This is a genomic window from Enterobacter sp. N18-03635 (assembly GCF_004006055.1).
In the GTDB taxonomy this organism is placed as follows: domain Bacteria; phylum Pseudomonadota; class Gammaproteobacteria; order Enterobacterales; family Enterobacteriaceae; genus Enterobacter; species Enterobacter vonholyi.
Window position 1 is genome coordinate 1,716,533 of sequence record NZ_CP034769.1, and the last position, 20,214, is coordinate 1,736,746.

The following is a 20,214-nucleotide window of genomic DNA, read 5'->3' on the forward strand; positions in this document are numbered from 1 at the left end:
CGTCGTTTGTCGTTATTCGACAGACTGCGGACGCGTTGCAGGTGCAGTCGCCTGATGCGTTGCACTGTGGCCACCGGCTGCGCCTTTACCTTCGAAGCTGAATGCCGGGCGAACCCAGTCGCTGTGACGCGGTGCTTCAGGCACGTAATCCGGCGCCGGAGCGCGCGTCATTGGTGCTGTCGCCACGTGGGCAGCGGCTGGCGCAGAAACAACCGGCTCTGGTTTCACTTCAGGCGCTTTCGGTTCTTCAACAACCGGTTCAACCTCAATCTCAACGTCCTGAACGATTTCTTCAGCGGTCGTTTCGACGATGGCTTCAGCGGTGTCTTCCACTGCGGCTACAGGTTCAGCTTCTTCAGCGATTTCCTCAGCCACCACGACATCTTCTTCAGCAATAAGCTGCGGTGCGGCATCAACCGGCGCGGCAATCACTTCCGGATGCGTGGTTTCGACTTCAGCTACCTGAGGGGCTGCAGTTTCAACAACCTGAGGTTCCACCACGGTTGCCGCTTCAGTCACGACCTCTTCTACCGCTGCCGCAGGTGCAATAACCTCTTCGGTTACTGGCTGTTCTTCAACAACCTGCTCCGGACGCGCTACCGGGTAGCGGATCCAGACTTTGCCGGAGGCCATTTCTGGTGAAGCACAGGCAATGGTCAGCGGCATTGGCGACTGAGTTGGGTAACGCTCGTCACGATAGCGACGACGGCGCTGGCCGCTAACGCGCAGATGACGTGGGGAACGACGTGAACGGCGCGGCATGCCGGCGTTATCACGGTTTTCACCGTTATCATCCTGCTCAACGTTGTTATCAACGACCGCTGGCAGGTCAACTTTTGCAAGCTGAGTACCGGCTGCGCTCTCGCGGGTTTCAACCGGGACAATTGCTGACTCTTCGGTTGCTTCGGAGGCGAAACGAACTTTCTGAGCAAGCTGGCGCTGCTTACGACGTGGCATTACCTGAGTACGTTCTTCCTGCTCGCCGTCCTGCTGTTCAACAGGCTCTTCGCGGTTCAGGTTTTTGACTTCCTGCTGTGCCTGACGCTTCTCGTCGTTACGGCGACGGTTGCGTTCACGGCGCGGCTGCTGGTCGTCACGCTGTTTGCTCTTCTCAGACTCATCGCCCGCCTGCTGGCGAATTTCACGATCTTCAACATTCTGCTGCTGTTTCTCGCGACGGTTGCGACGGTTGTCTTCGCGTTGCTCACGGCCTTCGTTATTCTCAGAGCGGTTGTCACGGTTGTCACGACGCTCGTTGCGGTCATTGCGATCGCTGCGGTCGTTACGATCGCGGCGGTTGTTCTGACGCTTACGGCGGTCCTGCTGACGCTCAGGCTTGGCCGCTTTTGGCTCTTCTTTCGGCTGCTCAGGCTGAACTTCCTCACCGGCAAACATCTTCTTCAGCGCGCCGAAGAAGCGGCTCAGCAGACCAGGCTGCGCCGGCTGGGCTTTCGCTGCCGTTGCTTCAGGTTTCTGCGCCGCAGGTTTGGCCGCCGGTTTTTCCAGGGCTGCTTCAGGCGGTGCTTCAGGCATAATGAAGGTCGCTAACGCAGGCTGCTCAGGCAGCTTGCGCTCGGCTGGCTCTTCATCGGACGGCAGGGCCATCTCTTCTTCATGCAGCTTCGGCAGCAGGTAGCTGAGCGTTGACGTCTCTTCGCCTTTACGGACACGCAGCACGTGATAGTGCGGGGTTTCCATCTGATCGTTTGGCACGATGATGCAGCGAACGCCACCCTGACGCGCTTCAATCGCACTGACCGCTGCACGTTTTTCGTTCAGCAGGTAAGAGGCAATTGGCACAGGGACAATCGCGTGAACCTCTTTGGTATTCTCTTTCAGCGCTTCTTCTTCAATCAGACGCAGAATCGAGAGGGACAGCGATTCGTTATCACGCACGGTACCGGTGCCGGAGCAGCGCGGACAAACGTGATGGCTGGACTCACCCAGCGACGGGCTCAGACGCTGGCGGGACATCTCCAGCAGGCCAAAGCGTGAGATATGGCTAATCTGGATACGCGCACGATCCTGACGCACCGCTTCGCGCAGACGGTTTTCTACTGCACGCTGGTGGCGAACAGGGGTCATGTCGATGAAGTCGATAACAATCAGACCACCCAGGTCGCGCAGGCGGAGCTGGCGGGCGATTTCATCAGCGGCTTCAAGGTTGGTGTTGAAGGCGGTCTCTTCGATATCGCCACCGCGCGTTGCGCGAGCGGAGTTGATGTCGATAGCGGTCAGCGCTTCAGTGGTATCGATAACGATAGAACCGCCGGATGGCAGGCGCACTTCACGCTGGAAGGCGGATTCAATCTGGGATTCGATCTGATAGTGGCTGAACAGCGGTATTTCACCGGTGTACAGTTTAATTTTGCTGGTGAAATCCGGACGACCCAGCGCGGCAATGTGCTGGCGCGCCAGCTCAAGTACTTTCGGGTTATCGATCAGAATTTCACCGATGTCCTGACGCAGGTAGTCACGGAAGGCACGCACGATAACGTTGCTTTCCTGGTGGATCAGGAACGGAGCAGGGCGGCTTTCCGCTGCTTTCTGGATGGCTTCCCAGTGCTTCAGACGGAAGCTCAGGTCCCACTGCAGCGCTTCGGCGGATTTGCCAACGCCTGCGGTACGCACGATAAGCCCCATGCCATCAGGCAGCTCGAGGCTTGCCAGCGCTTCTTTCAGCTCGGTACGGTCATCACCTTCGATACGGCGAGAGATGCCACCCGCACGCGGGTTGTTTGGCATCAGAACCAGATAGCTCCCTGCCAGGCTGATAAAGGTTGTTAGTGCGGCACCTTTGTTGCCACGCTCTTCTTTATCAATCTGAACGATAACTTCCTGACCTTCACGCAGCACATCTTTGATGTTTGGGCGGCCATGGGCGTTGTAGTTTGCAGGGAAATATTCGCGGGCAATTTCTTTCAGAGGGAGGAAACCATGACGCTCAGCACCGTAATCGACAAATGCAGCTTCAAGGCTTGGTTCAATGCGGGTGATTTTACCTTTGTAAATGTTCGCTTTTTTCTGTTCGTGTCCAGGACTTTCGATATCCAGATCGTACAGGCGCTGCCCATCCACAAGGGCGACACGCAACTCTTCTTGCTGAGTTGCGTTGATTAACATTCTTTTCATCGTAACTTACTCGTTATTCTTACATTGACGACAAAGCTGCGGGCAAGGTGACGCTTTCCGGGGTATGAACCGATGGCCTCGTGTCTGTTCACGTCGCCAACCTCACGGTTGTCGCTCGCTTAAGAGGCGCAGAGTGTCGGTTGCCTGTATTTCATACGGAAACACAGCGCAATTATCAGGGGAATTGCCTGGGTAGAACTCTCCAGAGAACAATCCTTATACCGGGAAGTACTGCAACCCGCAGCCCGCTAACTGCCTGAAAGATCAATACGTCTTACGCCATTGCTGCGTGGATGATCGGTCAGACAAAATTGGTCATTCCGTCAACATCCTTACTTAACCAGGATTTAACACGGAAAACAGCCTCATTATTCCACTGCTCGCCGGGTTATAGCAAGATGACTTTTACCAATTATCACCCGGTTACTCACAGTTTCTTCACTTCAGAATGGCGATTGGTTTAATAACCACCAAAACGGTTGCGCGAAACGGGTAGCAGGCCGGATAAAAGTAAATATAAGCATAGAAAAATGAGTGGCGCTAATGGCTGACGATATTTAGAATCGCCAACCATGAAAACAGAGACTCCAGCCGTAAAAATGGTTGCCATCGCCGAAGATGAAGCGGGGCAGCGTATCGATAACTTTTTGCGCACCCAGCTAAAAGGGGTGCCAAAGAGCATGATTTACCGCATTCTGCGTAAGGGCGAGGTGCGGGTTAACAAAAAACGCGTGAAGCCCGAGTACAAACTCGAAGCCGGTGACGAAGTGCGTATTCCACCGGTGCGCGTGGCAGAGCGTGAAGAAGAGACCGTATCACCGAAGCTACAGAAAGTGGCGGCCCTGAGTGATGTGATCCTTTATGAAGACGACCACATTCTGGTGCTGAATAAACCGTCAGGGACGGCTGTTCATGGCGGTAGCGGTCTGAGCTTCGGGGTGATTGAAGGGCTGCGTGCCCTGCGCCCGGAAGCGCGCTTCCTTGAGCTGGTGCATCGTCTTGACCGCGACACCTCTGGCGTTCTGCTGGTGGCGAAAAAGCGTTCCGCGCTGCGTTCTCTGCATGAACAGCTGCGTGAAAAAGGGATGCAGAAAGACTATCTGGCGCTGGTGCGCGGCCAGTGGCAGTCCCATGTTAAAGTGGTGCAGGCGCCGCTGCTGAAAAATATTCTGCAAAGCGGTGAGCGTATTGTCCGCGTGAGCCAGGAAGGGAAACCGTCTGAGACGCGCTTTAAGGTTGAAGAGCGCTATGAGTTTGCCACGCTGGTGCGCTGCAGTCCGGTCACCGGTCGCACCCACCAGATCCGCGTGCATACGCAGTTTGCAGGGCATCCCATCGCGTTTGATGACCGCTATGGCGACCGCGAGTTTGATAAGCAGCTGGCGGGAACGGGGCTGTCGCGTCTGTTCCTGCATGCGGCAGCGCTGAAGTTTACCCATCCGAATACCGGTGAAGTGATCCGTATTGAAGCGCCGCTGGATGAGCAGCTGAAACGCTGTCTTAAGGTTTTGCGCGGCTGATTTTGCCTTCCTCCCTCTCCCTGTGGGAGAGGGGCGGGTGAGGGCATCAGGCCGCAACGTCCCAGTCACATCGTCAGCGGATTACACTCTTCTCGTCTTAACATCTGACACAGGGCAATTAGCGGTAACCCCACCAGGGTGTTGGGATCCCGACCGTCCAGCTTGTCGAAAAGTGCAATCCCCAATCCTTCACTTTTAAAGCTCCCCGCGCAGTTCAGCGGTCGCTCACGGCGCACGTAATCCATAATCTCCTGCTCGCTGAGATGGCGGAAGTGCACGTCGAACGGTTCGCATTCAGTTTGCAGATGACCGGAAGCGGAGTTATAGAGCGCCAGGCCGGTATAAAAGGTCACGATACTGCCTCGTGCACGCAGAAGCTGCTGGCAGGCGTTCTCCTCCGTATGGGGCTTGCCGGTGATTTCGCCGTCCAGTACGCAAACCTGATCGGAGCCTATAATCAAATGTGCGGGATAACGTGCTGCCAGCGACTGCGCTTTCTCTTTAGCGAGACGCGTCACCAGATGACGCGGTGATTCACCCGGCTGTGGCGTCTCATCAACCTCTGGCGCGGCGCATTCAAACGGGATCCCGAGCTTTTCCAGCAGCATTCGGCGATAGGGAGACGTGGAAGCAAGGACGAGATTTGGCATATTTTTATCACCAGATATAGCGTATCGATGCCAGCCATTTTAAACTACAGGCCGCAATGTGTGCGAATAATTGGAAAAAGGCAGCTCTGGTTGCCTTTTTCTTTGACTCTATGACGTTACAAAGTTAATATGCGCGCCCTATGCAAAAGGTAAAATTACCCCTGACTCTTGATCCGGTTCGTACGGCTCAAAAACGCCTCGATTATGAAGGTATCTATACTTCCGATCAGGCTGAGCGTATTGCCGAATCCGTAGTCAGTGTGGACAGTGATGTAGAATGCTCCATGTCGTTCGCTATCGACAACCAGCGTCTCGCCGTTTTAACCGGTGATGCGAAGGTAACGGTAACGCTCGAGTGTCAGCGTTGCGGGAAACCGTTTGTACAGCATGTTCACACAACGTATTGTTTCAGTCCGGTCCGTTCTGACGAACAGGCTGAAGCACTCCCGGAAGCGTATGAGCCGATTGAGGTTAACGAATTCGGTGAAATCGATCTTCTGGCTCTGGTTGAAGATGAAATCATCCTCACCTTGCCAGTAGTTCCGGTGCATGATTCTGAACACTGTGAAGTGTCCGAGGCGGACATGGTCTTTGGGGAACTGCCTGATGAAGCGCAAAAACCAAACCCATTTGCCGTATTAGCCAGCTTAAAGCGTAAGTAATTGAGGAGTAAGGTCCATGGCCGTACAACAGAATAAACCAACCCGTTCCAAACGTGGCATGCGTCGTTCCCATGACGCGCTGACCGCAGTTACCAGCCTGTCTGTAGACAAGACTTCTGGTGAGAAACACCTGCGTCACCACATCACCGCTGACGGTTTCTACCGCGGCCGCAAGGTTATCACTAAGTAATCACGCGCAAGCGTGATTGGGCTTAGTGAGGATTTCCCCGTGTAAACGGGGAATTTACCGAACCAGGCTGCGACGATACCTTGACACGTCTAACCCTGGCGTTAGATGTCATGGGGGGAGATTTTGGCCCTTCCGTGACAGTGCCTGCAGCATTGCAGGCACTGAATTCTAATTCGCAACTCACACTTCTTTTAGTCGGCAATCCCGACGCAATCACGCCATTACTCGCAAAAGCTGACTTTGAACAACGTTCGCGTCTGCAGATTATTCCTGCGCAGTCAGTTATTGCCAGTGATGCCCGACCCTCGCAGGCTATTCGCAATAGTCGTGGCAGCTCTATGCGGATAGCGCTGGAGTTGGTGAAAGAAGGGCGAGCCCAGGCTTGCGTTAGCGCGGGGAATACCGGCGCGCTGATGGGGCTGTCGAAATTACTGCTCAAACCTATTGAAGGTATTGAGCGCCCGGCGCTGGTGACGGTATTACCGCATCAGCAGAAGGGCAAGACGGTGGTGCTCGATTTAGGCGCTAACGTCGACTGTGATAGTACTATGCTGGCACAGTTTGCCGTGATGGGATCGGTGCTGGCAGAAGAAGTTGTCGGGATCAACACTCCCCGTGTTGCGTTACTGAACATTGGTGAAGAAGAGACCAAAGGCCTGGACAGCATTCGCGAAGCGGCTGAATTGCTCAAACAGGTTCCCTCCATCAACTATATTGGTTATCTCGAAGCCAATGAGTTGTTGACGGGTAAAACGGATGTTCTGGTGTGCGATGGCTTCACCGGAAACGTCACGTTGAAGACCATGGAAGGGGTCGTGCGCATGTTTCTTTCTCTGCTGAAATCTCAGGGAGAAGGCAAAAAAAGCGCCTGGTGGCTCATTTTATTGAAGCGTTGGCTACAAAAGAGCCTGACGCGGCGATTCAGTCACCTCAACCCCGACCAGTATAATGGCGCCTGTCTGTTAGGATTGCGCGGCATCGTGATTAAGAGTCATGGCGCCGCCAATCAGCGAGCATTTGCTGTCGCGATTGAACAGGCAGTGCAGGCGGTGCAGCGACAAGTCCCTCAGCGGATTGCCGCTCGCCTGGAATCTGTATTAGCTAAAAGTGACTGAGCGTACATGTATACGAAGATTTTAGGTACCGGCAGTTACCTGCCAAAACAAGTGCGTACCAACGCCGATCTGGAAAAAATGGTAGATACGTCTGACGAGTGGATTGTCACGCGCACAGGTATCCGTGAACGTCGTATTGCCGCGCCAGACGAAACCGTGTCGACCATGGGTTACGAAGCCGCACAGCGTGCTATCGAAATGGCGGGCATTGATAAAGAACAGATTGGTTTGATCGTGGTCGCCACGACGTCTGCCACGCATGCATTCCCAAGTGCAGCGTGCCAGGTGCAAAACATGCTCGGCATTAAAGGCTGTCCGGCGTTTGACGTCGCTGCAGCGTGCGCAGGCTTCACCTATGCGCTGAGCGTTGCCGATCAGTACGTGAAATCCGGTGCCGTTAAATATGCGCTGGTGATCGGTGCTGACGTGCTGGCGCGCACCTGCGATCCAACCGATCGCGGAACGATCATTATTTTTGGTGATGGCGCAGGCGCGGTGCTGCTGGGGCAGTCCGAAGAGCCGGGTATCATCTCTACGCATCTGCATGCTGATGGCAGCTACGGCGAGCTGCTGACTTTGCCTAACGCCGATCGCGTTAATCCGGACAACTCGATTTACCTGACCATGGCAGGGAACGAGGTGTTCAAGGTCGCGGTGACTGAGCTGGCACACATCGTTGATGAAACGCTGGAAGCGAATAACCTTGAGCGCTCCTCGCTCGACTGGCTGGTGCCGCATCAGGCGAACCTGCGCATCATCAGCGCGACCGCGAAAAAGCTGGGCATGTCGATGGATAACGTTGTTGTGACCCTGGATCGTCACGGCAACACTTCTGCGGCGTCGGTACCGTGCGCATTTGATGAAGCGGTACGCGATGGACGAATCAAACGGGGCCAGCTGGTCTTGCTTGAAGCCTTCGGTGGCGGGTTCACCTGGGGTTCCGCGCTGGTTCGTTTCTAGGATAAGGAATAAAAAATGACGCAATTTGCTTTTGTGTTCCCGGGCCAGGGCTCTCAAACCGTTGGGATGTTGTCTGAAATGGCAGCAAACTATCCGGTCATTGAGGAGACTTTCCGTGAAGCTTCTGATGCACTGGGTTATGATTTATGGGCGCTGACCCAGCAGGGGCCGGCCGAAGAGCTGAACAAAACCTGGCAGACCCAGCCAGCGCTGCTGACCGCATCTGTTGCGCTGTGGCGCGTCTGGCAGCAGCAGGGCGGTAAAGCGCCAGCGCTGCTCGCAGGCCATAGCCTGGGTGAATACTCTGCGCTGGTGTGCGCCGGCGTGATCGCGTTTGCTGACGCGGTACGTCTGGTGGAACTGCGTGGTAAATTCATGCAGGAAGCGGTGCCGGAAGGCACGGGCGGCATGTCTGCCATTATCGGTCTGGATGATGCTGCAATTGCAAAAGCGTGTGAAGAATCTGCTGAAGGCCAGGTTGTCTCGCCGGTGAACTTCAACTCGCCGGGTCAGGTGGTTATCGCAGGCCATAAAGAAGCGGTTGAGCGTGCCGGTGCGGCCTGTAAAGCAGCGGGCGCTAAGCGTGCGCTGCCGCTGCCTGTCAGCGTGCCGTCTCACTGCGCGCTGATGAAGCCTGCTGCCGAGAAGCTGGCGGTTGAGCTGGAAAAAATTACCTTTAACGCACCGACGATTTCCGTTGTGAACAACGTCGATGTGAAATGCGAAACCGCGCCGGAAGCTATCCGTGACGCGCTGGTTCGCCAGCTCTATAGCCCGGTACAGTGGACCAAAACCGTTGAGTTTATGGCCGCACAGGGCGTTGAGCATCTGTATGAAGTCGGCCCAGGTAAAGTCCTCACCGGTCTGACAAAACGTATTGTTGACACCCTGACAGCCTCGGCGATTAACGAGCCGGAAGCGATGTCAGCGGCACTCTCGCAATAAAAGAGGAATACCATGAGTTTTGAAGGAAAAATCGCCCTGGTCACTGGCGCAAGCCGCGGTATCGGGCGTGCAATTGCTGAAACACTGGTTGCGCGCGGCGCGAAGGTGATTGGTACAGCAACCAGCGAGAATGGCGCTCAGGCCATCAGCGAGTATCTGGGTGCAAACGGTAAAGGTCTGGTACTGAATGTGACTGAACCTGCATCTATCGAATCTGTTCTGGAAAATATTCGCGCAGAGTTTGGTGAAGTGGATATTCTGGTAAACAATGCCGGGATCACTCGCGATAACCTGTTAATGCGAATGAAAGACGACGAGTGGAACGATATCATCGAAACCAACCTGTCATCTGTATTCCGTCTGTCAAAAGCGGTAATGCGCGCTATGATGAAAAAGCGTCATGGTCGTATTATCACTGTCGGTTCTGTGGTAGGTACCATGGGAAATGCTGGTCAGGCTAACTACGCTGCGGCGAAAGCAGGTCTGATTGGTTTCAGTAAGTCGCTGGCGCGTGAAGTTGCGTCCCGCGGTATTACGGTAAACGTTGTTGCTCCGGGCTTTATTGAAACTGACATGACGCGTGCGCTGACTGATGAGCAGCGTGCGGGTACGCTGGCGGCAGTTCCGGCGGGTCGTCTTGGCGACCCTAAAGAAATCGCCAGTGCGGTTGCATTTTTAGCCTCTGACGAAGCGGGTTACATCACTGGTGAGACCCTCCACGTCAACGGCGGGATGTATATGGTTTAACCACGATAAAAAAATTTGCGTTATTTGGGTAAAAGGCCTCAAAATAACGTAAAATCGTGGTAAGAACTGCCGGGATTTAGTTGCAAATTTTTCAACATTTTATACACTACGAAAACCATCGCGAAAGCGAGTTTTGATAGGAAATTTAAGAGTATGAGCACTATCGAAGAACGCGTTAAGAAAATTATCGGCGAACAGCTGGGCGTTAAGCAGGAAGAAGTTGTGAACTCCGCTTCCTTCGTTGAAGACCTGGGCGCAGATTCTCTTGACACCGTTGAGCTGGTAATGGCTCTGGAAGAAGAGTTTGATACTGAGATTCCGGACGAAGAAGCTGAGAAGATCACCACCGTTCAGGCTGCCATTGATTACATCAACGGTCACCAGGCGTAAGTGAACATCTCCAGGCGGTCATTCGACCGCCTGAGTTTTATCTTTTTTAGTCCCACGAATCTCTTTTTTTATCCCTCCCTGGAGGACAAACGTGTCTAAGCGTCGTGTAGTTGTGACCGGACTTGGCATGTTGTCTCCTGTCGGCAATACCGTAGAGTCCACCTGGAAAGCTCTCCTTGCCGGTCAGAGCGGCATCAGCCTAATCGACCATTTCGATACTAGCGCCTATGCAACGAAATTTGCTGGCTTAGTAAAGGATTTTAACTGTGAAGAGATCATCTCGCGTAAAGAACAGCGCAAGATGGATGCCTTCATTCAATATGGAATTGTCGCTGGCGTTCAGGCCATGCAGGATTCTGGCCTTGAGATTACGGAAGAGAACGCAACCCGTATCGGCGCCGCTATCGGCTCCGGCATTGGCGGTCTTGGCCTGATCGAGGAAAACCATACATCTCTGATGAATGGCGGCCCGCGTAAGATCAGCCCGTTCTTCGTTCCGTCCACGATTGTTAATATGGTGGCAGGTCACCTGACCATCATGTTCGGCCTGCGTGGGCCAAGCATTTCTATCGCGACCGCCTGTACGTCTGGCGTACATAACATCGGCCAGGCCGCGCGCATTATTGCGTACGGCGATGCAGATGCTATGGTTGCCGGCGGTGCTGAAAAAGCCAGTACCCCGCTGGGTGTTGGCGGTTTCGGCGCAGCCCGTGCGCTGTCTACCCGTAATGATAACCCGCAGGCGGCAAGCCGTCCGTGGGATAAAGACCGTGACGGCTTCGTGCTGGGCGACGGGGCGGGCATGATCGTACTGGAAGAGTACGAACACGCGAAAAAACGCGGTGCGAAAATTTATGCTGAAGTCGTTGGCTTTGGTATGAGCAGCGATGCGTACCACATGACGTCTCCTCCGGAGAACGGTGCAGGTGCTGCGCTGGCGATGGAAAACGCAATCCGTGATGCGGGTATTACCCCGGCTCAGATTGGCTATGTTAACGCGCACGGCACGTCTACTCCTGCAGGCGATAAAGCTGAAGCTCAGGCGGTTAAATCTATCTTCGGCGAGTCTGCCAGCCGCGTACTGGTGAGCTCCACGAAGTCCATGACCGGTCACCTGCTGGGCGCGGCGGGTGCAGTAGAGTCAATCTACTCCATCCTTGCGCTGCGCGATCAGGCTGTTCCGCCAACCATCAACCTGGATAACCCGGATGAAGGTTGCGATCTGGACTTCGTTCCTCACGAAGCGCGTCAGGTTAGCGGTATGGAGTACACCCTGTGTAACTCCTTCGGCTTTGGCGGCACCAACGGTTCTCTGATCTTCAAAAAGATCTGATCCTGACGTCCCGATAGCTTTTAAAAAGGTCCGCTTGCCGGGCCTTTTTTATTAAGGCTAATCTTCTTGTCGGCTGCATGACATCCTGCCAGACTAAACGCCCACGCATAAGGAGCCACCATGTTTTTAATCAATGGCCTTGAGCAGGACACGCTGCCTGCCAGCGACAGGGCGATACAGTTCGGTGATGGTTGCTTTACGACGGCGCGCATTCTGGATGGCGATGTCTGCCTGCTGGAGGCGCATATTCGACGACTGCAGCATGGCTGTGAAAAGCTAATGATCCCTTTTACGCACTGGGACATGCTGCGTCAGGAAATGTGCCAGCTGGCAACCGGGAAGGACAGCGGCGTACTCAAAGTCATCATTAGCCGCGGCAGTGGTGGCCGGGGTTACTGCGCTGCATCGTGTCTCAACCCAACGCGAATCCTCTCCGTATCAGCTTATCCCGCGCATTACTTTCGCTGGCGAGAAGACGGCGTCACGCTGACGCTGAGCCCGGTGCGACTGGGACGAAACCCGATGCTGGCCGGGCTTAAGCATCTCAATCGCCTGGAGCAGGTGCTCATTCGTACTCATCTTGAACAGACGGACGCCGATGAGGCGCTGGTTCTTGACAGCGAAGGGTTCATTACGGAATGCTGTGCGGCTAATTTACTCTGGCGGCAGGGAGGAGAGGTGTTCACTCCGTCGCTGGGACACGCTGGCGTAAATGGGTTAATGCGTCAGTTTTGTCTGGAACAGCTGGCACGCTCTGACTTTCGCGTTGTCGAAGTTAGTGCAGGAGAAACCGCGCTAAAGGCCGCAGATGAAGTCATCATCTGCAACGCGCTGATGCCTGTTGTACCCGTCCGTGCGTATGGTCAACAACGCTGGTCCTCGCGCGAGCTGTTTCAGTTTTTAGCCCCGATATGTGAGCAAATCAGATAGTCATGAAAAAAATGTTGCGCTTTGTCCTTATCCTCATCGTCGCGCTGGGCATCGCTGGCGGAGCAGGCGTATGGAAAGTTCGCCAGCTGGCGGAAAGCAAGATCCTGGTTAAAGACGAAACGATCTTTACCCTGAAAGCGGGAACCGGCCGCCAGGCGCTTGGGGAACAGCTCTACGGTGATAAAATTATCAATCGTCCACGGGTATTCCAGTGGTTATTGCGCGTGGAACCTGAGCTGTCACATTTCAAAGCCGGGACCTATCGCTTTACGCCTGGAATGACCGTCAGAGAGATGCTGCAGCTGCTCGAAAGCGGCAAAGAAGCCCAGTTCCCTCTGCGGTTTGTGGAAGGTATGCGCCTGAGCGATTACCTTAAACAGCTGCGCGATGCGCCGTATATCAAACATACGTTAAAAGACGATAGCTATCAGACGGTAGCAGAAGCGCTGAAGCTTGAGCATCCGGAATGGGTGGAAGGCTGGTTCTGGCCAGACACCTGGATGTACACGGCAGGCACGACCGATGTGGCCATCCTTAAGCGGGCGCACAAAAAAATGGTCGCCGCAGTGGATACCGCCTGGCAGGGCCGAATGGAAGGATTGCCTTACAGCGATCAGAACCAGTTCGTAACCATGGCCTCGATCATTGAGAAAGAGACCGCCGTTGCCGCCGAGCGCGATCGGGTGGCGTCGGTGTTTATCAACCGCCTGCGTATCGGCATGCGTCTGCAAACCGATCCTACCGTTATCTACGGCATGGGCGAGAGCTACGCCGGCAAGATCTCACGAAAAGATCTGGAGACGCCAACGGCGTATAATACCTACGTGATTAGCGGTTTACCGCCAGGCCCGATTGCCACGCCGAGCGAGGCGTCGCTAAAAGCAGCCGCGAATCCGGCTAAAACACCGTATCTCTATTTTGTGGCTGATGGAAAAGGGGGGCACACCTTTAATACCAACCTTGCCAGCCACAATCGCTCTGTTCAGGACTATCTGAAGGCACTTAAGGAAAAAAATGCTCAGTAAATACATTGTCATTGAGGGACTCGAAGGGGCGGGTAAAACCACTGCCCGCAACGTGGTAGTGGATACGCTCAAATCACTTGGCGTGGTAGACATGGTATTTACCCGCGAGCCGGGCGGCACGCAGCTGGCTGAAAAGCTGCGCAGCCTGGTGCTGGATATTAAATCCGTCGGCGACGAAGTTATCACTGACAAAGCCGAAGTGCTGATGTTCTACGCGGCGCGCGTGCAGCTGGTTGAGACGGTGATCAAACCCGCCCTGGTCGAGGGTAAGTGGGTGATCGGTGACCGTCACGATCTGTCGACTCAGGCGTATCAGGGCGGCGGACGCGGCATCGACCAGACCATGCTGGCAACGCTGCGTAATGCCGTACTGGGAGATTTTCGCCCCGACCTGACGCTCTATCTGGATGTAACGCCCGAAGTGGGTCTCAAGCGTGCCCGTGCGCGCGGCGAGCTGGACCGCATAGAACAAGAGTCGTTTGATTTCTTTAACCGCACCCGTGCGCGCTATCTTGAACTGGCCGCGCAGGACAGCTCAATTTGTACTATCGATGCGACGCAGTCCCTGGACGACGTCACGCGTGACATTCAGCAAACCGTGACGCAGTGGGTGCAGGAGCAGAAGGCATGAAATGGTATCCATGGTTGCGCCCGCACTTTGAACAGCTGATCGGCAGCTATCTGGCTGGGCGGGGGCATCATGCGTTACTGATTCAGGCATTGGCGGGAATGGGCGATGACGCGTTGATTTATGCCATCACCCGTTTTCTGATGTGCCAGCAGCCGGAAGGGCATAAGAGCTGCGGCAAATGCCGCGGCTGCCAGCTGATGCAGGCGGGTACACATCCTGACTACTACACCCTTGAGCCTGAGAAGGGTAAAAGCGCGCTGGGTATCGATGCCGTGCGGGAAGTCAGTGAAAAATTGTATGAACACGCGCGGCTGGGCGGCGCTAAAGTGGTCTGGCTTAAAGACGCCACGCAGCTGACCGAGGCGGCCGCTAATGCCCTGCTGAAAACCCTGGAAGAGCCACCGGTGAAAACGTGGTTTTTCCTCTCGTGCCGCGATCCGGGACGATTACTGGCGACGCTGCGTAGCCGCTGTCGTCTTCATCACCTTGCGGTTCCTCATGAATCGTGGGCGCTGAGCTGGCTGGAACGAGAGGTGACAACGTCACCTGAGAGCGCGCTGTCCGCCTTGCGCCTGAGCAGCGGCGCGCCTGCGGCGGCGCTGGCATTACTGCAGCCTGACGTCTGGTCAGAGCGAGAAACGCTCTGCCGTGCCATCGAAACGGCACTGAATAACCACGACTGGCTAAGTTTACTGCCTGCGCTTAACAGCGAGCGGGCCGTTGATCGGCTGCACTGGCTGGCCTCCTTGCTGCTGGATGCGCTCAAAATCCAGCGAGGGGCAACGCTTTTGACCAACCCGGACGCGTGGCCGCTGGTGAATACGCTGGCGAACCGCCTCTCAGGGACGGTTCTTCACGCTATGCTTCATGAAATTTGCCAAAGCCGTGAACAGCTTTTAACCGTGACGGGGCTTAATCGCGAGCTTTTACTGACCGACCAGTTACTGCGTATCGAACATTACCTGCAACCCGGCGTCACACCGCCTGTTTCCCATCTCTGAGAGAGACATTATGTTTTTAGTCGACTCACACTGCCATCTTGATGGCCTGGATTATCAATCCCTGCATGAAAACGTGGATGACGTGCTGGCAAAAGCCGCTGCCCGCGATGTGAAATTTTGCCTTGCGGTGGCGACGACGCTGCCGGGCTATCGCTCCATGCGTGAGCTGGTGGGCGTTCGCGATAACGTGGTGTTCTCCTGCGGCGTGCACCCGCTGAATCAGGACGAGGCCTACGACGTTGAGGATCTTCGCCGCCTGGCAGCAGAAGAGGGCGTGGTGGCGATGGGCGAAACCGGTCTGGACTATTTTTACACGCCGGAAACCAAATCTCGCCAGCAGGAGTCCTTCCGCAACCATATTCGCATTGGCCGTGAACTGAATAAGCCGGTTATCGTCCATACCCGCGATGCACGTGCGGATACGCTGGCGATCCTCCGGGAAGAAAACGTGACGGATTGCGGTGGCGTACTACACTGTTTCACAGAAGACAGAGAAACGGCGGGTAAGCTGCTTGATTTAGGCTTTTATATCTCGTTTTCGGGGATCGTGACGTTCCGTAACGCTGAGCAGCTGCGTGATGCCGCGCGTTATGTTCCGCTCGATCGCATTCTGGTGGAGACAGATTCTCCGTACCTGGCACCGGTACCGCATCGCGGTAAAGAGAACCAGCCCGCAATGACCAGAGATGTGGCTGAGTACATGGCCGTTCTGAAGGGCGTCACTATCGATGAGCTGGCCCGCGTGACGACGGAAAACTTCTCCGCGCTGTTCCATATTGACCCCGCCCGCCTGCAATCTGTCTGATACACCTGTTTTTTTTAGGCTCGTAATTAATAAGTAAAGCGAGTAAAGTTCACCGCCTCATTTGGGGCGGTGAGGGTGTTTTTAGACACATCCGGACATGCTTTTTGTAAATAACTGAAAGTTTTTCGACCGCCTTAAGCTGAAACGTGATAGCCGTCAAACAAACTCAGAGGGAATTATTTTACTCTGTGTAATAAATAAAGGGCGCTTAGATGTCCTGTCCACGGCACGGTACTCCCCCCGGGCCAATGCGTGAAAGCGTAAAAAAAGCACAAATACTCAGGAGCACTCTCAATTATGTTTAAGAATGCATTTGCTAACCTGCAAAAGGTCGGTAAATCGCTGATGCTGCCAGTATCCGTACTGCCTATCGCAGGTATCCTGCTGGGTGTCGGTTCTGCTAACTTCAGCTGGCTGCCAGCCGTAGTGTCCCACGTGATGGCCGAAGCAGGCGGTTCTGTCTTTGCTAACATGCCACTGATCTTCGCGATCGGTGTAGCTCTGGGCTTCACCAATAACGACGGCGTTTCTGCGCTGGCTGCAGTGGTTGCTTACGGCATCATGGTGAAAACCATGGCTGTGGTTGCGCCGCTGGTTCTGCATTTACCGGCAGAAGAGATCGCTGCGAAACACCTGGCAGACACCGGTGTTCTGGGCGGTATCATCTCCGGTGCGATTGCAGCGTATATGTTTAACCGCTTCTATCGCATCAAGCTGCCTGAGTATCTGGGCTTCTTTGCGGGCAAGCGTTTCGTTCCGATCATTTCTGGTCTGGCAGCGATTTTCACTGGCGTGATCCTGTCCTTCATCTGGCCACCAATTGGCTCTGCTATCCAGACCTTCTCTCAGTGGGCTGCTTACCAGAACCCGGTCGTGGCGTTTGGTATCTACGGCTTCATCGAGCGTTGCCTGGTGCCATTCGGTCTGCACCACATCTGGAACGTTCCTTTCCAAATGCAGATTGGTGAATTCACCAACGCAGCAGGCCAGGTATTCCACGGCGATATCCCACGTTACATGGCGGGCGACCCAACTGCAGGTAAACTGTCTGGTGGCTTCCTGTTCAAAATGTACGGTCTGCCAGCAGCGGCGATTGCTATCTGGCACTCTGCTAAGCCAGAGAACCGTGCAAAAGTGGGCGGTATCATGATCTCCGCAGCGCTGACCTCGTTCCTGACCGGTATCACCGAGCCGATCGAGTTCTCCTTCATGTTCGTTGCGCCGATCCTGTACGTTATCCACGCGATTCTGGCGGGCCTGGCGTTCCCAATCTGTATCCTGCTGGGTATGCGTGACGGTACGTCCTTCTCTCACGGCCTGATCGACTTCATCGTTCTGTCCGGTAACAGCAGCAAACTGTGGCTGTTCCCTATCGTGGGTGCGTGCTATGCCGTTGTTTACTACACCATCTTCCGCGTGCTGATTAAAGCACTGGACCTGAAAACTCCGGGTCGTGAAGATGCGACAGAAGACAGCAAAGCTGGCGCGACCAGCGAAATGGCTCCGGCACTGGTCGCAGCGTTCGGCGGTAAAGAGAACATCACTAACCTGGACGCGTGCATCACTCGTCTGCGTGTGAGCGTTGCCGACGTAGCGAAAGTAGACCAGCCGGGTCTGAAAAAACTGGGCGCAGCGGGCGTAGTTGTTGCAGGTTCTGGTGTACAGGCAATCTTCGGTACCAAATCCGATAACCTGAAAACCGAAATGGATGAGTACATCCGCAGCAACTAAGTTGTGACCTGGGGAGACTAAGGCAGCCGAATGGCTGCCTTTTTTATTTGTGTCTTAAAAAACGCCACTGAGGCACAAGAGCGGTCACTCTTCAGTCAGCTGATGAACATTCAGGAAAGAAATCGAGGGAGGAGGTTGAAAGGACAGGAGAAACTCGCTCATACTCTTGCATTGTGTCACACACCGATCCCGGGAGTGTGTTTACAGCGGACGCATTGCGCCAGATTAAACAAAAAAGGAAAAGGTCATGGCTGAAGAAACGATTTTCAGTAAAATTATCCGCCGCGAAATTCCGTCGGATATCGTCTATCAGGATGAACTGGTGACGGCTTTCCGGGACATTTCCCCTCAGGCCCCGACGCACATCCTTATTATTCCCAATATTCTGATTCCGACTGTAAACGACGTAAAAACCGAGCATGAAGTGGCGTTAGGTCGTATGCTGACGGTGGCCGCGAAAATCGCTGAACAGGAAGGCATTGCACAAGACGGTTATCGTCTGATCATGAACTGCAACCGTCACGGTGGCCAGGAAGTTTATCATATTCACATGCATCTGCTGGGTGGTCGTCCTCTGGGACCGATGCTGGCACATAAAGGTCTTTGACATGCTTAAAGGGCGTATTGCAGCGCTGATAATGACGATGATGATTGTGGGGTGCAGCTCGCGCCCGGCGATCCCCGTGAATGATGAACAGACGCTGGTCATGGAATCCTCCGTGCTTGCCGCGGGCATCACGGCGCAACAGCCCGCGTTGACTATCAGTGAAATCAACTCATCTGCCTCCTCTACGCTCTTTAATGAAAGACATGAGCCCGTGACGGTCCACTACCGTTTTTTCTGGTATGACGTAAGAGGTCTTGAAATGCATCCGCTGGAGGCGCCTCGCAGCGTCACCATTCCGGCCAGGTCGTCGGTAACGCTCTATGGCAGCGCCAACTATCTGGGTGCACATAAGGTGAGACTTTATCTTTATCTCTGAGGGGTGAACCTTGATTAAAAATTTGAGCCGCTATGCGCTCGTGACAGCTTTCGCTCTGTTCCTGGCAGGGTGTGTGACCCGAACTGAACAGCCAGCGCCTGTGGAAGAGGCGAAACCGGGCACTGAACAGCCGACGCCGCCAACGCAGCAGCAGCCAACCGTGCCGTCTGTGCCGTCTATTCCGTCACAGCCAGGCCCGATTGAACATCCGGACCAGACGTCGCAACCCACGCCGCGCGTGCGTCATTACGACTGGAACGGCGCAATGCAGCCCATGGTCGGCAAAATGCTGCAGGCACAGGGCGTGACGGCAGGTAGCGTGTTGCTGGTCGATAGCGTGAACAACCGTACCAACGGTTCGCTGAATGCGGGTGAAGCGACGGAAACTCTGCGCAATGCCCTGGCAAACAACGGTAAGTTTACGCTGGTCTCAGCTCAACAGCTCGCGGTAGCCAAACAGCAGCTGGGCCTTTCGCCGCAGGATAGCCTCGGTACCCGCAGCAAGGCGATCGGTATTGCCCGTAACGTTGGCGCACAGTATGTGCTTTACTCTAACGCCACCGGTAACGTGAATACTCCAGCCCTGCAGATGCAGCTGATGCTGGTTCAGACAGGCGAAATTATCTGGTCAGGTAAAGGTGCGGTTACGCAACAATGACAGCACGCGTGAAGAGATTCTGACGCGCTATTTTCCTCAGTACCGCCTTATCGCGCCGCAGGCCCATTCCGGGCTTGGCGGCGCGAGTTGCATTATAGCGCAGGGCGAACAACGTCTGGTCTTGCGGCAAAACCATGACCCCGATGCGCCTGCCTCCCATTTCCGTCGTCAGTTTCGCGCCCTGAGGCGTCTACCGTCAGATCTCGTGCCTGCCCCTCGTTTTTTCAGACAGGGCTGGATGGCCGTCGACTATCTGGAAGGTGATGTTAAAAGCGCGCTGCCGGACACGCCTGTGCTCGCGGCGATGCTGTATCATCTGCACCGGCAGCCACCTCTGGGATGGCGAATCACGTTATACCCGCTGCTGGAACGCTACTGGCTGCAGGCCGCGCCTGACAGACGCACCCCAATGTGGCTGGCGCATCTCAAGCGGCTGCATAAAACGGGCGAGCCGCAGCCGATTCGGCTCTCGCCGCTGCACATGGATGTTCATGCCGGAAATATTGTGCATACGTCAGCGGGCATCAGGCTCATCGACTGGGAATATGCCGGAGATGGCGATGTCGCGCTGGAGCTGGCGGCCGTCTGGACGGAGAGTGAAGCCGCGCGGCAGATGCTCATCATGGATTACGCCCAGGTGGCACACATTAACGCCGACGCGCTGAAGCGTCAGGTTAAACGCTGGCGGCCCTGGGTCGTCATGTTAATGGCTGGCTGGTTTGAAATGCGCTATCGGCAGTCCAGAGACAAACAATTTATTGCGCTGGCAGACGATGCCTGGCGTCAGTTACAAACTAAAGGATAAG

At 54.9% G+C, this 20,214-nt stretch carries 21 protein-coding genes; 19 read left to right on the top strand and 2 right to left on the bottom strand.

Translation table 11 applies throughout. The features are described from left to right. Nucleotides 1–12 precede the first annotated feature (12 nt). Nucleotides 13–3,132 carry a ribonuclease E gene (gene rne / locus ELK40_RS08900; RefSeq protein WP_127730388.1) on the bottom strand — a complete coding sequence of 1,040 codons (3,120 nt, stop codon included), beginning with the start codon at nucleotides 3,130–3,132 and terminating at the stop codon, nucleotides 13–15. A 572-nt stretch (nucleotides 3,133–3,704) separates the two neighbouring features. On the opposite strand from rne, the gene rluC reads away from it, so the two are divergent. Continuing rightward, a complete protein-coding gene (gene rluC, locus ELK40_RS08910) occupies nucleotides 3,705–4,652 on the top strand; it encodes a 23S rRNA pseudouridine(955/2504/2580) synthase RluC (protein WP_021240761.1) in 948 nt (315 codons plus the stop codon). Nucleotides 4,653–4,717: 65 nt separating this feature from the next. On the opposite strand, the gene ELK40_RS08915 is transcribed toward rluC, so the two are convergent. Continuing rightward, entirely contained in the window at nucleotides 4,718–5,302 is a 585-nt protein-coding gene (locus ELK40_RS08915; RefSeq protein WP_115874728.1) for a nucleoside triphosphate pyrophosphatase, read from the bottom strand. A 140-nt stretch (nucleotides 5,303–5,442) separates the two neighbouring features. Between ELK40_RS08915 and yceD the strand changes: the two genes are divergently transcribed. From yceD to thiK, 18 genes are all read left to right on the top strand, one after another. Then, nucleotides 5,443–5,964: a 23S rRNA accumulation protein YceD gene (gene yceD / locus ELK40_RS08920; protein WP_014883375.1), complete on the top strand. Its 522-nt coding sequence runs from the start codon at nucleotides 5,443–5,445 to the stop codon at nucleotides 5,962–5,964. A gap of 16 nt (nucleotides 5,965–5,980) precedes the next feature. Then, nucleotides 5,981–6,154: a 50S ribosomal protein L32 gene (gene rpmF, locus ELK40_RS08925; RefSeq protein WP_003857964.1), complete on the top strand. Its 174-nt coding sequence runs from the start codon at nucleotides 5,981–5,983 to the stop codon at nucleotides 6,152–6,154. Nucleotides 6,155–6,234: 80 nt separating this feature from the next. Beyond that, complete coding sequence (plsX, locus tag ELK40_RS08930) at nucleotides 6,235–7,269, top strand: phosphate acyltransferase PlsX (protein WP_060568787.1); 1,035 nt, start codon at nucleotides 6,235–6,237, stop codon at nucleotides 7,267–7,269. Nucleotides 7,270–7,275: 6 nt separating this feature from the next. Beyond that, nucleotides 7,276–8,229, top strand: a complete 954-nt coding sequence (locus tag ELK40_RS08935) for a beta-ketoacyl-ACP synthase III (protein ID WP_115874729.1) — start codon at nucleotides 7,276–7,278, stop codon at nucleotides 8,227–8,229. A 15-nt stretch (nucleotides 8,230–8,244) separates the two neighbouring features. Beyond that, nucleotides 8,245–9,174, top strand: a complete 930-nt coding sequence (fabD, locus tag ELK40_RS08940) for an ACP S-malonyltransferase (RefSeq protein WP_111965541.1) — start codon at nucleotides 8,245–8,247, stop codon at nucleotides 9,172–9,174. Between the two features lie 12 nt (nucleotides 9,175–9,186). Further along, nucleotides 9,187–9,921, top strand: coding sequence for a 3-oxoacyl-ACP reductase FabG (fabG, locus tag ELK40_RS08945; protein ID WP_008500795.1), 735 nt, complete (start codon nucleotides 9,187–9,189; stop codon nucleotides 9,919–9,921). Between the two features lie 153 nt (nucleotides 9,922–10,074). Next, nucleotides 10,075–10,311: an acyl carrier protein gene (gene acpP, locus ELK40_RS08950; protein ID WP_003857954.1), complete on the top strand. Its 237-nt coding sequence runs from the start codon at nucleotides 10,075–10,077 to the stop codon at nucleotides 10,309–10,311. Between the two features lie 91 nt (nucleotides 10,312–10,402). Next, nucleotides 10,403–11,644 (top strand): beta-ketoacyl-ACP synthase II, encoded by a 1,242-nt coding sequence (gene fabF, locus ELK40_RS08955; RefSeq protein WP_032639670.1) that lies wholly within the window; start codon nucleotides 10,403–10,405, stop codon nucleotides 11,642–11,644. Nucleotides 11,645–11,764: 120 nt separating this feature from the next. Continuing rightward, complete coding sequence (pabC, locus tag ELK40_RS08960; protein ID WP_127730390.1) at nucleotides 11,765–12,574, top strand: aminodeoxychorismate lyase; 810 nt, start codon at nucleotides 11,765–11,767, stop codon at nucleotides 12,572–12,574. Nucleotides 12,575–12,576: 2 nt separating this feature from the next. Further along, nucleotides 12,577–13,599 carry a cell division protein YceG gene (gene yceG / locus ELK40_RS08965; RefSeq protein WP_127730392.1) on the top strand — a complete coding sequence of 341 codons (1,023 nt, stop codon included), beginning with the start codon at nucleotides 12,577–12,579 and terminating at the stop codon, nucleotides 13,597–13,599. Then, nucleotides 13,589–14,230: a dTMP kinase gene (gene tmk / locus ELK40_RS08970; RefSeq protein WP_127730394.1), complete on the top strand. Its 642-nt coding sequence runs from the start codon at nucleotides 13,589–13,591 to the stop codon at nucleotides 14,228–14,230. The genes yceG and tmk overlap by 11 nt, the downstream gene beginning before the upstream one ends. Next, a complete protein-coding gene (gene holB / locus ELK40_RS08975) occupies nucleotides 14,227–15,231 on the top strand; it encodes a DNA polymerase III subunit delta' (RefSeq protein WP_127730396.1) in 1,005 nt (334 codons plus the stop codon). The genes tmk and holB overlap by 4 nt, the downstream gene beginning before the upstream one ends. Nucleotides 15,232–15,241: 10 nt before the next feature. Next, nucleotides 15,242–16,036, top strand: coding sequence for a metal-dependent hydrolase (locus ELK40_RS08980; protein ID WP_127730398.1), 795 nt, complete (start codon nucleotides 15,242–15,244; stop codon nucleotides 16,034–16,036). Nucleotides 16,037–16,333: 297 nt separating this feature from the next. Further along, complete coding sequence (gene ptsG, locus ELK40_RS08985) at nucleotides 16,334–17,767, top strand: PTS glucose transporter subunit IIBC (RefSeq protein WP_023311158.1); 1,434 nt, start codon at nucleotides 16,334–16,336, stop codon at nucleotides 17,765–17,767. A gap of 247 nt (nucleotides 17,768–18,014) precedes the next feature. Next, nucleotides 18,015–18,374 carry a purine nucleoside phosphoramidase gene (gene hinT / locus ELK40_RS08990; RefSeq protein WP_014069796.1) on the top strand — a complete coding sequence of 120 codons (360 nt, stop codon included), beginning with the start codon at nucleotides 18,015–18,017 and terminating at the stop codon, nucleotides 18,372–18,374. A 1-nt stretch (nucleotide 18,375) separates the two neighbouring features. Then, on the top strand, nucleotides 18,376–18,750 hold the full coding sequence (locus ELK40_RS08995; protein WP_111965547.1) for a YcfL family protein: 375 nt from the start codon (nucleotides 18,376–18,378) through the stop codon (nucleotides 18,748–18,750). A gap of 10 nt (nucleotides 18,751–18,760) precedes the next feature. Next, nucleotides 18,761–19,408, top strand: a complete 648-nt coding sequence (lpoB, locus tag ELK40_RS09000; RefSeq protein WP_047650878.1) for a penicillin-binding protein activator LpoB — start codon at nucleotides 18,761–18,763, stop codon at nucleotides 19,406–19,408. Further along, complete coding sequence (thiK, locus tag ELK40_RS09005; RefSeq protein WP_127730400.1) at nucleotides 19,389–20,213, top strand: thiamine kinase; 825 nt, start codon at nucleotides 19,389–19,391, stop codon at nucleotides 20,211–20,213. Before lpoB ends, thiK begins: the two co-directional genes overlap by 20 nt. The last annotated feature ends 1 nt before the right edge of the window (nucleotide 20,214 follow it).

What these genes read in the sequence shown, in the direction of transcription:
- fabG (WP_008500795.1), top strand. Translation starts at nt 9,187, where the DNA reads ATGAGTTTTGAAGGAAAAATCGCCCTGGTCACTGGCGCAAGCCGCGGT.
- fabD (WP_111965541.1), top strand. Translation starts at nt 8,245, where the DNA reads ATGACGCAATTTGCTTTTGTGTTCCCGGGCCAGGGCTCTCAAACCGTT.
- ELK40_RS08980 (WP_127730398.1), top strand. Translation starts at nt 15,242, where the DNA reads ATGTTTTTAGTCGACTCACACTGCCATCTTGATGGCCTGGATTATCAA.
- yceD (WP_014883375.1), top strand. Translation starts at nt 5,443, where the DNA reads ATGCAAAAGGTAAAATTACCCCTGACTCTTGATCCGGTTCGTACGGCT.
- hinT (WP_014069796.1), top strand. Translation starts at nt 18,015, where the DNA reads ATGGCTGAAGAAACGATTTTCAGTAAAATTATCCGCCGCGAAATTCCG.
- yceG (WP_127730392.1), top strand. Translation starts at nt 12,577, where the DNA reads ATGAAAAAAATGTTGCGCTTTGTCCTTATCCTCATCGTCGCGCTGGGC.
- rpmF (WP_003857964.1), top strand. Translation starts at nt 5,981, where the DNA reads ATGGCCGTACAACAGAATAAACCAACCCGTTCCAAACGTGGCATGCGT.
- ptsG (WP_023311158.1), top strand. Translation starts at nt 16,334, where the DNA reads ATGTTTAAGAATGCATTTGCTAACCTGCAAAAGGTCGGTAAATCGCTG.
- ELK40_RS08995 (WP_111965547.1), top strand. Translation starts at nt 18,376, where the DNA reads ATGCTTAAAGGGCGTATTGCAGCGCTGATAATGACGATGATGATTGTG.
- tmk (WP_127730394.1), top strand. Translation starts at nt 13,589, where the DNA reads ATGCTCAGTAAATACATTGTCATTGAGGGACTCGAAGGGGCGGGTAAA.
- acpP (WP_003857954.1), top strand. Translation starts at nt 10,075, where the DNA reads ATGAGCACTATCGAAGAACGCGTTAAGAAAATTATCGGCGAACAGCTG.
- rne (WP_127730388.1), bottom strand. Translation starts at nt 3,132, where the DNA reads ATGAAAAGAATGTTAATCAACGCAACTCAGCAAGAAGAGTTGCGTGTC.
- ELK40_RS08915 (WP_115874728.1), bottom strand. Translation starts at nt 5,302, where the DNA reads ATGCCAAATCTCGTCCTTGCTTCCACGTCTCCCTATCGCCGAATGCTG.
- holB (WP_127730396.1), top strand. Translation starts at nt 14,227, where the DNA reads ATGAAATGGTATCCATGGTTGCGCCCGCACTTTGAACAGCTGATCGGC.
- ELK40_RS08935 (WP_115874729.1), top strand. Translation starts at nt 7,276, where the DNA reads ATGTATACGAAGATTTTAGGTACCGGCAGTTACCTGCCAAAACAAGTG.
- pabC (WP_127730390.1), top strand. Translation starts at nt 11,765, where the DNA reads ATGTTTTTAATCAATGGCCTTGAGCAGGACACGCTGCCTGCCAGCGAC.
- rluC (WP_021240761.1), top strand. Translation starts at nt 3,705, where the DNA reads ATGAAAACAGAGACTCCAGCCGTAAAAATGGTTGCCATCGCCGAAGAT.